This is a genomic window from Flavobacterium sp. W21_SRS_FM6, assembly GCF_052119645.1.
Classification (GTDB): Bacteria; Pseudomonadota; Gammaproteobacteria; order Enterobacterales; family Alteromonadaceae; genus Paraglaciecola.
Genome location: NZ_JBGQOM010000006.1, coordinates 1 through 14446, shown reverse-complemented (window position 1 = coordinate 14446; position 14446 = coordinate 1). Strand labels below are relative to the sequence as shown.

General features: G+C 43.8%; 11 protein-coding genes. 6 read left to right on the top strand and 5 right to left on the bottom strand.

Annotated elements, in window-relative coordinates; all coding sequences use genetic code 11:
- Window positions 1–588: 588 nt before the first annotated feature.
- From ACEN2L_RS11275 to priA, 3 genes are all read right to left on the bottom strand, one after another.
- On the bottom strand, window positions 589–2496 hold the full coding sequence (locus ACEN2L_RS11275; protein WP_441743796.1) for a DNA topoisomerase III: 1908 nt from the start codon (window positions 2494–2496) through the stop codon (window positions 589–591).
- Between the two features lie 101 nt (window positions 2497–2597).
- Window positions 2598–3104 (bottom strand): GNAT family N-acetyltransferase, encoded by a 507-nt coding sequence (locus ACEN2L_RS11270; protein ID WP_441743794.1) that lies wholly within the window; start codon window positions 3102–3104, stop codon window positions 2598–2600.
- 21 nt (window positions 3105–3125) lie between these two features.
- Window positions 3126–5306, bottom strand: coding sequence for a primosomal protein N' (priA, locus tag ACEN2L_RS11265; protein ID WP_441743793.1), 2181 nt, complete (start codon window positions 5304–5306; stop codon window positions 3126–3128).
- Between the two features lie 216 nt (window positions 5307–5522).
- On the opposite strand from priA, the gene rpmE reads away from it, so the two are divergent.
- The 4 genes from rpmE to ACEN2L_RS11245 all read left to right on the top strand — a co-directional run bounded on the left by rpmE (window position 5523) and on the right by ACEN2L_RS11245 (window position 10314).
- A complete protein-coding gene (gene rpmE, locus ACEN2L_RS11260; RefSeq protein ID WP_441743791.1) occupies window positions 5523–5747 on the top strand; it encodes a 50S ribosomal protein L31 in 225 nt (74 codons plus the stop codon).
- A gap of 159 nt (window positions 5748–5906) precedes the next feature.
- A complete protein-coding gene (locus tag ACEN2L_RS11255) occupies window positions 5907–6587 on the top strand; it encodes an ABC transporter ATP-binding protein (RefSeq protein ID WP_441743789.1) in 681 nt (226 codons plus the stop codon).
- A 5-nt stretch (window positions 6588–6592) separates the two neighbouring features.
- Window positions 6593–9124 (top strand): ABC transporter permease, encoded by a 2532-nt coding sequence (locus ACEN2L_RS11250; protein WP_441743787.1) that lies wholly within the window; start codon window positions 6593–6595, stop codon window positions 9122–9124.
- The gene (locus ACEN2L_RS11245; RefSeq protein ID WP_441743785.1) at window positions 9112–10314 is read left to right on the top strand and encodes a lipocalin-like domain-containing protein; all 1203 of its coding nucleotides are present in this window, start codon (window positions 9112–9114) and stop codon (window positions 10312–10314) included. The genes ACEN2L_RS11250 and ACEN2L_RS11245 overlap by 13 nt, the downstream gene beginning before the upstream one ends.
- A gap of 25 nt (window positions 10315–10339) precedes the next feature.
- Here the strand turns inward: ACEN2L_RS11245 and ACEN2L_RS11240 are convergent, their stop codons facing one another.
- Both ACEN2L_RS11240 and ACEN2L_RS11235 read right to left on the bottom strand, forming a co-directional pair.
- Complete coding sequence (locus tag ACEN2L_RS11240; protein WP_441743783.1) at window positions 10340–11290, bottom strand: M56 family metallopeptidase; 951 nt, start codon at window positions 11288–11290, stop codon at window positions 10340–10342.
- Window positions 11287–11769 (bottom strand): BlaI/MecI/CopY family transcriptional regulator, encoded by a 483-nt coding sequence (locus ACEN2L_RS11235; RefSeq protein ID WP_441743781.1) that lies wholly within the window; start codon window positions 11767–11769, stop codon window positions 11287–11289. Before ACEN2L_RS11235 ends, ACEN2L_RS11240 begins: the two co-directional genes overlap by 4 nt.
- 123 nt (window positions 11770–11892) lie before the next feature.
- Between ACEN2L_RS11235 and ACEN2L_RS11230 the strand changes: the two genes are divergently transcribed.
- Both ACEN2L_RS11230 and ACEN2L_RS11225 read left to right on the top strand, forming a co-directional pair.
- Complete coding sequence (locus tag ACEN2L_RS11230; protein WP_441743780.1) at window positions 11893–13980, top strand: TonB-dependent receptor; 2088 nt, start codon at window positions 11893–11895, stop codon at window positions 13978–13980.
- Between the two features lie 262 nt (window positions 13981–14242).
- The coding region (locus ACEN2L_RS11225; protein ID WP_441743778.1) for a hypothetical protein at window positions 14243–14446 on the top strand (204 nt) is incomplete at its 3' end.

Sequence of the window (14446 nt, the reverse complement as noted above, 5' to 3'; positions counted from 1 at the left end):
TATAACGTCAATCTTGGTCAAAAATTGATGCAACCAAAGCTATTTACAACACAGTTGGCAAGGTATTTTCTAGTGATTTTAAATCCATAATACTTCCCTTAAATTATTGAGTCGATAATACTTATCCAGCAAAAAGGAGTTGCGACCCTCTTTAATTAAAACGAATGTTATATCACTAAGAAACGCCATGCATAACAATATGAGTAGCTTAATGCTCGATTAATCCGAAGAAAACTTGCTTTCTATCCCCATATAAACATTCCCTGAGTTGCGTCTAAATTGGCTATGCAAACTGCCAAGGATAGCCAGTTTAGCCTTGCCTTGTCGGGAACAAGTTAAAGCGGCTTGGTCAATTCAAACCAGTCAGGATTAGAACGCTTAGTGGGGCGGTCTTTCTTGCTTACTTCTTTTTGCTGTTGAAAAGAAGTGAGTTGAGCCTAGGGACTTGGCTTGATACATAGCCACGGATGGCGGTCGCGCAGCGATAATCTTAGTGGCCTCAGCGGTCGCCGCGCGAGTCATGCTCTAAAAGCTTAGTAAGCAACGCGCATGCTCTGTGCACGCTAGCCTTTTAGCTTTAGAAATCCTTTACCTCTTTTTCTTAACAGCCCTTTTACCCCAGCTCTTCTTACCTGCAGGCTTGCTACTCTTTAACCCCGCAAATTGGCTGGTATCCAGTTTTTGACTGCTGTTGATTAATTGGGTAATTGAATTGGTTAAGGGCAACATAAAAGCCTCATAGCGCATCTGCTTGTGGGCGATTTTGTCTAAATTGGCTTCCCAAATTGCGGTCATATCGGGGTGGGTGGTTTCACTGGGTAAGGCGTTTATTAGCGCTTTGCCGGTATCGGTGGCACGGATGTCTTTGCCGACTTTTTGCATAAACTGGCGTTTAAATAATAAGTCGATGATAGAAGCCCGAGTGGCTTCGGTGCCTAGGCCGTCGGTGTCTTTGAGGATTTTTTTGATTTCACTGTCTTGTACATAACGGGCGATGCCTGTCATGGCGGCGAGCAGTGTGGCTTCGGTAAAATGTTTAGGAGGCGAGGTTTGTTTTTCTAAGAGCTCGGAGTTGCTGCATCGTAAGGCTTCGCCTTTGGTGAGCGTGGGTAATACCACTTCGGGTTTGCTGTCGTTCTTGTTTAAGGCTAACCAACCGAGTTCCTGAGTAGCTTTACCTTTGGCAACAAATTCACCACCAGCAATATCAATTTTGACAATTTGCTCCGAATACTTATGCGGGCCATAAAACTGCATCAGGTATTGGGTGGCAATCAGTTGATAAACCTTGGCCTCGTCAGGCGTTAAACTGCTGATGGCTTTACTTCGATGAGTAGGAATAATAGCGTGATGCGCATCCACTTTGCTGTCATCCCACGCTTTAGATTTTAACTTAGGATTGGCATTATCAACCGCACTTGCATAACTGGGTATATTGCTTTTAATTGCGCTGAGTACCTTAGGCGCTTGAGCTAATTGTTCTTTGGGCAAATACCGTGAATCGGAGCGGGGATAGGTGATCAATTGGTGTTTTTCATACAAAGACTGACAAATATCTAACACTGCCTTGGGCGATAAATTAAAACGTTTAGACGCATCAATTTGCAGTATGGATAGACTGTAAGGCAGTGGCGGCGGACTTTGTTTGTTTTGTACCTTGTAGTCGGTCACGACCGCCGCTTGGCCTTCGGTTTTATTGACCACAGTTTGCGCCAATTTGCGCGATAACACCCGGCCTTCTTCGTCCTGGTAAGGTTCACACGCTTTACTTGGGTGCCACTTCGCTTTAAAGCTCGTTTTACTGTGAGTTTCTAAGGTAGCGATAACCTCAAAAAAGGGTTTCGATACAAAATTTGCAATGTCTTCGTCTCGGCGCACCACTAATCCTAATACTGGCGTTTGCACCCTGCCGACCGACAATACGCCGCTGTACCCACCGCGCTGTCCGAGCAAAGTATAAGCCCGAGTAAGATTTAAACCGTATAACCAATCGGCACGGGAGCGGGCCAAGGCCGAGACAGATAAACCTAAAAACTCTCGATTAGCACGCATATTTTGCAAGGCTTTTTTAACAGCAGAGGTATTTAAGTCATTAATTAATAAGCGCCCAGCACTTTCAATTAACGCTGCTTTAACCCCGCAATAGGTAATCACTTCATCTACCAGCAATTGACCTTCTCTATCAGGGTCGCCAGCGTTAACGATATGGCTGGCGGTTTTCAGTAGGCGTTTGACCACGGTGAGTTGTTTTTGGGTATTCTTTTTAGGTACCAGTTGCCATTTGTGGGGCACGATGGGCAGGTGCTGCAAAGACCACTTGGCGTAAGCGGCATCATATTTATCTGGTTCGGCTTGCTCTAATAAATGACCGATACACCAGGTAATGCAATCGCCATTAGCAAGTTCAATATAACCGTCGTGTTTTTTTTGATTACCATCAAAACCCGTGGCAATGGCACGGCCTAAGCTCGGTTTTTCGGCGATATAGAGGATCATAAAAAATAAACTGGATAAAAAAACAGTATACTAGCAAGCTTTGGTTAAAGTCGTTAGTCCGCAATAATTATTTTATATCCAAAACCATTGCAATTGCAGTTTCAAGGGTGAAGGGTATAAGGTCGGATTTTGGCGTACAAAAACGCATCACAAAATTTATGGTCTTTGTAGACCGCTTTTTTAAGGCGTCCTTCGAGTTCAAAACCGTTTTTTTCGAGCACTTTCAACGAGCCTTTATTACCTTCAAACACCTGTGAAAACAAACGCATTAAGTCTGTTTGCTCAAATAGGTTTTGGCTAAATTGTTGTAGCGCTTCAGTAGCGATGCCTTTACCCCAGTAAGGGGTGGCCAACCAGTAGCCGACTTCGGCTGAGCGAGACCGTTCAAACTCTTCGCGCACTGCACCAATCGTACCGACAAAAGTACCTTTATATTCAATGGCGCGAATATACTTATTTAAAGTGCCGTCTTTAATCCACCAGCGGGCTTCTTTTTCAGTAAAGGGCGAAGAAATGCTACTGGTTAAATAACGCAGCACCTTAGGATCATTAAGGTACTCAACCAATAATGGGGCATCTGATTTTTGGTAGTCACGCAGTATGATCACAATAATGAATCCGAATTCTTATTAACTAAAATCTTGTGGGTCGATGTCTAAAGCCCAACGTACTTTTTGGCCTAAACCTAGATTTTCTATTTGATTAATGTGTTGGTTAATGGCTTGCTGCAAGGTGCTGCGTTGTTGACTTTGTAATAACAACTGCATGCGATAATGGCCTTGGCGTTTTTCCATTAAGGCAGGAATAGGCCCCAAACACGCAACACTAGCTTCATGAACAAACAAGTCGGCAATCTGTTGTAAAAATTCGTGGGCATCGCGAGCACTTAAAGCTTGGGCTTTAAACAAGGCCTGATAAGTATAGGGGGGTAAGTTAGCTTGCTGACGCTCTAACAAAGCATAGCGCGCAAAATGACCGTAGCCATTATTAATCAAGTCTTGTAATAAAGGATGAGCAGGATCATAGGTTTGCAACCACATTTCGCCGGGCTTCTGCGCCCGGCCTGCCCGGCCTGCTAATTGCGTAATCAGCTGAGCCAAATGCTCTGCCGCGCGATAGTCAGCACTAAACAAAGCGCCATCCACATCCATGATCACCACTAAGGTCACATTCGGAAAATGATGACCCTTCGATAAAATTTGCGTACCAATTAAAATCTGGTATTCATTGTTGTTGATAAGGTTAAGCATCTTATCGAGTTTGTTTTTACCACGGGTGGTGTCGCTGTCGATACGCACACTTTTATATTGCGGAAAATACCCCGCTAAACCTTGTTCAAGTTGCTCTGTGCCCACGCCCTGCGAAGTCAATTCACTTGAATGGCAATTTTCACAGACTTTGGGAATACCTTTGGCCCCGCCACAGTGATGGCACTGCAATTTGTGCAAACTCTTATGCAAAGTAAAAGGTTTGTTGCAGCTGTGGCATTGCTCAACGTGCCCACAACAATGACACATCAACGCTGGAGCGTAGCCCCGACGGTTAATAAACAGCATCACCTGACTACCCTGTTTTAAATGCAAGGCGATGCGTTCAAGCATGCCTTTGGCTAAACCAAATTCGAGCGGTTGCTGACGAATATCAAACACCTGCTGTTTGGCCACCACGGCATTACCGGCACGCAAGGGCAGATGTAAATGCTGATACTTGCCTGTTAAGGCATTATTGAGGGTTTCTAAGGCTGGCGTTGCGGTACCAAGTACTAGCGGAATATTCTCGGTGTGGGCTCGCATAACCGCTAAATCGCGCGCATGGTAACGTAACCCATCCTGCTGTTTATACGAGGCGTCGTGCTCTTCATCAACAATCAGTAAACCGGGCGTGAGCATAGGAGTAAAAATGGCTGAACGGGTACCGATAATTAAACCCAGTTGTCCCGCTGCACTTTGTTGCCATACCGCTAATCTTTCGTTATCCGTCAGGGCCGAATGCAATACACCAACCTCAATGCCGAAACGGTGTTTAAAACGAAAAACTGTTTGCGGGGTTAAGCCGATTTCAGGCACTAAAATCAGTACTTGCTGGCCTTGTAGTAATACCGATTCAATAGCCTGCAAATACACTTCAGTTTTGCCACTGCCGGTAATGCCTTCTAACAAAAAACTGGCAAACTTACCGATGCTAGCTTCAATGCAACTAATGGCTAAGGCTTGTTGAGTATTGGCTTGTGGTTTATCACTAATGCAAATTTGTTTTGCCCATGGTTCAAGTTGCTCTCGTTTTTTTTCTTTAAGGGTAATATATTCTTTGGCAGCCAGTGCTTTTAAACTTGCTGGACCAAATTGCTGATTAGCTTGTGATTTTTCTAACTCGCCTGCCTTTAATTGTACTAAGCAGGCTTGTTGCTTGGGCGCGCGGGATAAGTCATTGAGGTCTGTTTGTTGACCTAAGTCAGTCACCGTCCAATATTGCAGCAGCTTAGATTCGTTACTTCCCCCTTTGCGTAATGCCACAGGTAAGGCCGTTTGAACCACATCGCCAATAGGGTGCTTGTAATAAGTGGCAAGCCAATTACACAATGTGATTTGTGTAGTATTAAATACCGGTTTGTCATCGAGTAGTTGAATAATCGGTTTGAGTTTAGCTTCTGGCCACTGCGAAGTGTCAGCAATTTCCCACACCAACCCCACCATGGTTCTGGGACCAAAGGGCACTTGCACTCTCACCCCAAGCTCTGGCGCTGGGCCTTGATAGCTATAATCAAATAGTTGCCGTTTAGGAATAGGCAGGGCGATACGCAGAATTGTCATCTAACTTGCTACTAACTCACTTTAAAACACAAAACCGGGGTTTTCAGCGGCATTATTGCTGTAAAAAGCAGCAAAGCCCTTGATCACTTGAGGCAGGTACATTAATATGCGCGCCACTTTGCGGCAAGCCACAAAGCTTCCTATTTGAATTTAATTTTCGTATGGTGTCCAACTTCGGGTTGGTTAGCGATACGGCCTTAACTGAGAGGTAACCCCATGAAAGAAGGTATTCATCCCGATTATCAAGAAATGACTGCAACTTGTGCCTGCGGAAACGTAATCAAAGTTCGTTCAACTCTTAAAAAGCCAATCAATCTTGACGTATGTTCTGCTTGCCACCCGTTCTATACTGGCAAACAGCGTAACGTTGATACCGGTGGTCGTATCGAGAAATTCAACAAACGTTTTACTGCTTTGTCTAAAAAGACAAGTGCTGAATAATAGTTTGTTGTACCTAAAGAAGGCGCTTACTCAGCGCCTTTTTTTGTGCCTTAAAATCTACAGTAAATTTAAAATCTTTAATTATCCAAACCACGTATTCTTTTGCTAGGCTAAACCCACCAAGCAGATAGCCTCTGTTACTTTACATACGAAGAATACATGTTAAGCATTAAAAATCTGTATAAAAGTTACCAAGACGCCGAAGAAACACGGCTTATTTTGCAAGACCTAAGTATTGAAGTGGCTCAGGGCGCCAGTATTTCAATACAAGGTGAGTCTGGCTCAGGAAAATCCACTCTTTTACACTTGTTAGCCACTCTCGATAAACCCGATAGCGGCGAACTGATCGTGCAAAGCGGCGATCAGCGCTTCAATTTACTCAACTTGAGTGAATCACAAGCAGATGAATATCGAAAACGCCAATTAGGCATTATTTTTCAAAAATACAATTTGATTGATTGCATCTCTGTCTATGAAAACGTGCTGCTACCAGCGCACCTTAGTCAAAAACTTGATCCCAGCTATTTGCAAGGTCTGTTAAGCACCCTTGGGATTGCCATTTATATACATAAACTGCCAGAACAATTATCAGGCGGAGAGCAACAACGAGTTGCCATTGCCCGCGCCCTTGCACACCAACCTCAATTGGTACTAGCCGACGAACCCACAGGAAACCTCGATCACAAAAACGCTGCAATCGTTAGCCGCTTATTAGTAGATACCTGCAAACAATTAAATACCACTTTGGTATTAGTCACCCACAGCGAAAAAGTTGCCAACTTAACAGATTATCAATATCGCTTGGTGAATGGCGCCCTGCAGTTAAGTAGTAGTAAATAATTGCGATGAACATCAACACCGATTATTTTTACTTTGCCCGTTTACTGCTGCAAAGCTACCGGCAAACAACATTTAGTGTGCTGATGTTAATGGGTGCTTTAATAATTGCCACCAGCGGTTTATCAGCCGTACTAATCATCAATCACAGTGCCAAGCAAAGTTACCAACAAGACAATACTTATTTACTGCCTAATGTTAGTCATCAAATTGTGGCCGTAAATTCAAGCCAAAAACTCACCAAACAAGATTACGCAGAACTAAAAAAACGCGGATTTAATGAATTAGTGGCTTATGCCACTAGCAAACATCGTATTTACCACAATAATGCATTGGGACTCGACAACAGAGTGTCTGTTACTGGGATAGATTTTGTTAGCGCATTGACCATGCTGGGGTTTCAACAGGGCATGCAAGGCAAGCAAACTTCCCCTGACGCAAATTTACTGAGCTTGGCATTTTCAAGTGATATCGCCTTTAGTCATCCACGTTTACTCGCCAATTTAGCGCCAGCTAGTGGTACAACAAATCCTAAATTAACCTTAGACAGCCCGCAAGGCCCTATTTTACCTAGGCTACAAGCCCTTGATAATGCAGGCTTAGGTAATGATGTGGTACTTGATATTAACCGCTATTTTAGCCTACTCCCTGAGGCTGAGCTTAGTGGCTTGCTATGGGTGAGCCAATCGCCTCAACATAATGATGCACGATTAAGCTCGTTGTCTGCGCAACTGCCCAAGCACCTTACGGTGCTTGCTATGACATCAGGTGAGCAACAAGGTGAGTTAACTGAGAGCTTTCACCTCAATTTATTCGCCATGGCCTTGCTGATGTTTGTGGTGTGTTTATTTATTGTACTCAACGCCGTTAATTTACTGCTCAATGCAAGAATGCCTTGGCTTAAAATCAGTCGCCAATTAGGGATAGGTCGCAGAGCCGTATTTATGGTGCAAATAGCCGAGTTAGTACTCTTTAACCTTGTGGCCTGTAGTCTAGGAATAGTACTGGGAATATACCTCGCTAATCTCGTTTCTCCTACCGTACAAGCCACCTTAGCAAACCTGTATAACGTAGATGTCGGATTTGGGCATGTCTCGTTTTGGTCATTATTCATTCAGGTATTAGCTATTAGCTTACTTGGCTCGCTCGTAGCCCTCGCCTTGCCTGTTATACAACTCAATAAAACATTAAGCCATGTTAAAACACCGCCATTAGGTAGCAAGCAACAACGACAGTGGCAAATAGTCACCTTTGGACTTGGCCTGCTTTTGGCACTTGTTAGCTTTTTATTACTGTCTTTTGCCACTCAACTTTGGCTGCTATTAATTGCCGTTGCTTGTCTGATTTTATGTGGATGTGCACTTTTACTTATCAGTTATTCGGCTATGTTATCGATCTTTTGCCGTTTTATCCCAGCACGCTTAGTCTTACTTCGCCTTAGTGTTAAACAAAGCATTGCGCTTTCATCAAAGGCCAAAATTGCCTGCTGTGCGTTTTTTATTGCAGCAACCAGTAATATTGGCATGAATTTAATGGTAGATAGTTTTCGTGCAGCCACATTGAGCTGGCTAGATACTCGCTTGGTGGCAGACTATTATTTGTATTACACCGGCGATACAGATCTTAGCCAACTCGCAAAACAAGAAAATATTGGTATTAGTAAACGATATGAGAAGTACATTGACTATCAAGGTTTACGCATCCAGCTATATAGCTACCCCAGCACCGATACCTTTAAACACGCCATGGTCTTTTATCAGATAAATGATAAAACGCAGGCATGGCAAAACTTTGAAAACCATCAGGGCGTATTTGTTAACCAGCAATTTGCCTTTTATTATCACGTTGGCCTTGGCGACACTGTTCGTCTATCACACCCCATATCAGAACAACTTACATCTTATAAAATCGAAGGTGTGGTGTACGACTTTGGTAGCCCCAATAAACAGGTTCTATTGCCTATCAGCAGCTTTGACGCAAAGCTTTCTGCTTCATCACTTTATGCCCTTGAGGGCAGCCCAGAGCAAATCAGGGCGTTTAGCTTACAACTAGGTTCGTACGGTATTGATGTGCAAAATAACTTAATCAAAACAGCAGAGTTATTAGCAAGGTCAATGCAAACTTTTGATCGAACCTTTTTAATTACCGACGGCTTAAACGTAGTCACTCTATTAGTGGCGGCATTGTCTTTAGCCTGTGCCATTGTGGTATTAAGCAAAGATCTAAAGCCGCAAAATATGTTGATAAGAAGTTTAGGTGTCTCGAGATTTAAACTGCAAATCATGGGGCTATTTCAGTTTTTACTGTTATGTCTCGTCGCATTAATTTTTGCTACCCCCTTTGGTATATTGCTTAGCTGGGTATTAATTAACGACGTCAATTACCACGCCTTTCAGTGGACGTATCCTCTTAAAGTTGACGTATTTACCTTACTGAATATTTATGTTGTTAGTTTAAGCGTAGTACTGCTCATCATACTAATACCCACATTTAAAGCCAGCCGTAAACCCCTTATCGAGGATATCAGATGGTTAAACTAACTCGAAATAGACTTATCGTCGTGCTGGTAAGCTTTGGGATAGCTCTTAGCACTGTGCTAATTAAACAAGGGGGATATACTCAAGCAAAAACGCCAAAGGCGGTAGCTGAACGCAGCAAGCGCCTTGGCTTACCTGCAAACTCAGCACCAGAAACTCTCGGCCAACAAGTTGTGGCAAACTACCCTGTTCGCTTTCCCGATGATCACAATGAACACCCGCTGTTTGATATTGAGTGGTGGTATCTGACCGCAAATGTCAAAGACGAACAAGGTCGACTCTATGGCTTGCAATGGACCTTATTTCGCTTTAGAAACCCAACCCACAGCGCTGGGCATTCTGCTTGGGCAAACAATCAGATTTATATGGGACATGCATCGGTTAATAGCCTAGATTCACACTGGTTTGCAGAAAAATTTGCCCGTGGTGAGGTGGGTAATGCAGGGGTAAACCTAGCCCCTTTTGCGTTAACTATTGACGATTGGGCTTGGACTAACTCAAGTCAAATTGTAAGTGAACAGCAGGCCCTACTGCCTGCAAACTTAACGTTTACTCTCCCGCTAATAACTCAAAACGAGAAAGGCAATCCTGTTATGACAGTCTCGGCAACGTTGCAACAAGATGGCCCTTTTGTGTTGCAAGGTGATAAAGGCTATAGCATCAAATCGGCCGACGGGGCCTATGCTTCCTACTACTATTCTAATCCGTTTATCGATATTACTGGTAAGTTTACCTTTAAGAATGCCCATTCTACAGATAACAAGCACCACATATCCTTCAGTGGACAAGCCTGGTTTGATCATGAATGGACCTCACAACTGGTTGATAGTAAAACACTGGGCTGGGATTGGCTGTCTTTGCACTTAGACGATGGTAGTAAGTTAATGGCCTTTAGGATGCGCATTGAAGACCAGCCAGCTTATATAACCGGCACCTTGGTGCACGCTGACGGGAATCAAACGCTGCTCACAGAAGAGAATTTATCACTTACACCCCGTGCGATGATTGCAGTAAACCAACTAGAATTACCGCTGCACTGGCAGGTTAATATACCGCAGTTTGGTGTCGATATTGCGGTTAAAACAGCCAAAAATGACCAATGGAATCCCGCCCTTATGGCCTACTATGAAGGCATGGTCAGCGTCACTGGCACTCACACAGGTACAGGATTTTTAGAGCTTACAGGTTATTAATAACAAGGCTTAGGTGTGTGTAACACTATAATTGTTCGAGTAATCCGTGCGCCACTAGTGTTAAACCAAGCGTTAATACCACAAAGAGTAGCGCTAGCAATAGATAAACCAGTACAACCGAAAAACGCGCTGCACTTTTCAATCCCGCGATATTGCCAGTAGACACATGCCGATGCTGATAAATGCCCTGTGTTACTTCGTCAGATGAGCGAAACATCGCGTAAACCTCTTTGACTAATTCTGTTTTTCCAGTAATTGTGGCTGAATCACAATCAGCTAGCTCTTCCATTTGAGCGGCAAATTTGTGTCGTAAACTATGCTTTGCTTTGGGCACCCAAAATGTACTGGCCCATTTCAGAAGTAACTTGCGTAAATTGTCGCGCCTCATAACATGACCATATTCATGGGCTAAAACTGCGTGCAACTGTTCAGTTGTTAATTTTTTTACTAAGCCTGTAGAAATGTACACGCGAGGAAAAAACAAACCAGCGCACCATGCAGCGAGAGCATCTGACTCTATAAGTCTATAGTACGCAAAGGCGCTACTTGTACTTTTTTCACCGGGTTGAGACAAGGCTTCTAAGTAAGTTTGTCTGCGGCGGGCTAACTTCAGGGTTTGGCTCATCAAATAAATAACGATTAATGAAACAAGAGCAGCTAATGCTACCAACACGGCCCCCGAAAAAGAACTCGTAATGGGCGCAGGCACATGAGGTATGCAACTTGTACCATGACAATGAGCATAAACGATGGTTGCAGCAATGGCTGGATGAGTGAGTACCACAACAGCTAAAATTGCACTTAGAGGTGCCATTAGAGCAAAAAACAAAGTTGCCAGCGACTGGTGATTTATAGGCAGTCTTTGATTAACACGCTGAAAAATAGGGTGTAAAAAACTACTCACCATAGAGGCAAACAACAACAGACAAAACGCACTGAAAACACTTTGCCCGAGAGTGGCGACGATATCGATCATTCGGTTTCAGTGCTAGCCTGACTTGCAGAGCTAGCGGCTTGGCGGGGCTGCAAGGCACTTTCGAGGCGTGTCGATAAAGCGGGATCTTGTGTAGCGATATATTCCATAAAACCCGATATCATCGGCAACATATCGCCATTGGTCATGTCTTCAGCGATATCATGAAATAAACGTTGTATCACTTCTTTCTTCGCGCAGGCTGCGCGATACACAAAAGCTCGCCCTTGTTTTTCTCGTAACAGCAGTCCTTTACGGTACAAGCGTTCAAGAGTGCTTTGCATAGTATTTAGGCCAATGCACTCGCCTTGCTGTAGTTGCAACAAATCCAACGATTGCAGCACCGATAAGCTATTTTGCGCCCTCGCCCAAAATAGTTCCAGCACTTCTAATTCTCGACTCCCTAGCGCTGGCATGCGAGCCGGTTTCTGTTTGATGCCAAAAAATGTGGCTAATTGTGCTGCGCGATTATTTATATTCAAAACCGAGCCCTTATCGGTATCCCTTTAGGTATTTAAACTAACGTCCATCACAACACATTGGATGCACTTTTTTAATTTTAAATGAAAACAATCCAAGGTGAGTTAGCTAACAAAGGACTTAACATGACTTCAAAAACGAAAGCAGTATATCTTGCCGTGTTTGTTTACTCCACCGGCTGTTCACAAGCATTTGCTTCAGATATGGAAAAAAAAGAAGCTGAAATAGAAACCTTAACCATACAGCAGCAGCGAAGTAACTTAATTGGTACAGCCCTGTCGGCTTCTCAGGGAGAAGTAAACGCCAGCGAGATTGCAATTCGCCCCATGTTACGTAGTGGTGAGATACTAGAATGGGTGCCAGGCATGGTGGTTACGCAACACAGTGGAACGGGCAAAGCCAATCAGTATTTTTTACGTGGTTTTAATCTGGATCACGGGACTGACTTCGCCACCTTTATAGATGGTATGCCGGTCAATATGCGCACCCATGGTCACGGCCAGGGGTATACCGATCTTAATTTTATTATTCCGGAAACTATTGAACGAATCGCCTATAACAAAGGGGCTTATTATACAGAGAATGGAGATTTTAGTGGCGCAGGTGGTGCTAACCTAATCACCCAAAGTCAAACTAAACAAGGTAGTGCGGAGTTGACTCTTGGCCAAAACAACTATCAAAGATTAGCGGCGGTCGACAGTGTAGATACCGGTTCAGGTAAGGTGTTATGGGGCCTAGAACTGAATCGTTACGACGGCCCATGGAGCGACATTAACGAGGACCTAAACAAACTCAATATATTACTCAAGTATTCGGGCAAGGTGGCGGGCGGCGACTTTAGTATTTCAGGCATGGCTTATGACAATAGTTGGAACAGTGCTGATCAAATTCCACAACGGGCAGTTGAACAAGGTTTGATTGATGAACTTGGCTCATTGGATACCACTGTAGGGGGCCAAAGTAGCCGCTATAGCATCAATACTCAGTGGCAGAATGAACACCTCAAACTGTCCTTTTACGCAATAAGTTATGATCTCGACTTATGGTCAAATTTTACTTATTTTTTGGATGATGAAACTCAGGGTGATCAATTTGAACAAGTGGACGATCGTCTGATATATGGTGGTGAAGCGAGTTATCAATTTAATAACCAGCTTGGTGGCAACACAGCGCAACATAAATTCGGTGTGCAGTGGCGCGTAGACGACATCGCTGAAGTCGGCCTTTACCGGACTAATGAACGTGCTCGCCTTGGGGCGATCCGCAGTGACGCAGTAGACGAGCAAAGTATCGGTTTATATTGGCAAAGCCAAATCCAATTTAGCGATAGACTCAGAACACAAGTTGGTCTGCGCTACGATACATTCAACTTTGATGTGAATAGTCTCATCGACACTAATTTTTACGGTATTGATATTAGCGACAATCGTGGCAAAAAAGACGACGATATAACCTCCTTAAAGGCCAGTTTGATTTATACCTTGAATGACGAATGGGAAAGCTACGCCTCTATTGGTCAAGGTTTCCATTCTAACGACGCACGAGGCACCATAGCTCAGGTTGACCCACTTGATGGAACGAATATCGCGCCAGTTGACCCTTTGGTCGCTTCTTTGGGCTATGAAATTGGCCTACGTGGGCATATTAGTGAGCAACTCAATACATCCGTGGCCTTATGGGTATTAAAACTCGACAGCGAATTATTGTTTGTTGGTGATGCTGGTAATACTGAGGCAAGTCGTGAGTCACAACGTCAAGGTTTAGAATTAACTGCCTACTACAGGATAAGCCCCTATCTGACAGCGGATTTAGAGTATGCCTACACCGATGCCAAATTTACTGATGAAGCGATGGAAGGTAATCATATTCCTGGCGCAATAAACAATGTGTTACAAGCCGGTTTAAGTGCGCTATTTGATAACGGTTTGTTTGGCAGTTTGCGCCTTCGTTACTTTGGTGAACGCCCTTTGATTGAAGATGCAACGGTGAAATCCGACCCGACCAAAGTGGCCAACTTAAGAGTCGGTTATACTATGGATGATCTTACATTTAAGGTGGATATTTTAAATATATTCGACAGTAACGATCATGATATTGACTACTACTATTCATCAAGACTTGCCAATGAGCCAAGTGGTAATGAAATTGATGATATTCACTATCATGTGCTTGAACCTCGCACGGTGCGAGTGTCTATGTCGCTAGCGTTTTAAATCGCTCGACAAACGCCAAGCTTATGGCTTGGCGTTTTCCTTCATTCTTTACTTAACTAAGCTAATATATTTAACGCAGTGAAATTAGCTAATTTGTTGGTTTTTATCAATTGTTTGGCAGCCTTATTTGGCCAATCTTTGTTTGAATCCTATGACAAAATACTCGACGCTTGGACCGTCGCATGGAATGACTTTGTTGGTGACTTGAAACGCGTCGCCCAAATGTGCAATAGAGACTGGTTGGAGGTGAGCAACACTTAATATGAAATGGTATAACGTGCTGGTACAGCCGCGTCTTTTTTGCGGTGGAGCACCGCAAGGAGGACGCACAGTACGCTCAGGTGATGAGCCCGTAGCTCGCATCTCTCCACTATCTTTCTTATTCCCTGAAACGAAAAAAGCCCAACTCATCGAGTCGGGCTTTGTTCTTAATGGGAGCCTGGCGGTGTGCTACTCTCGCATGGGG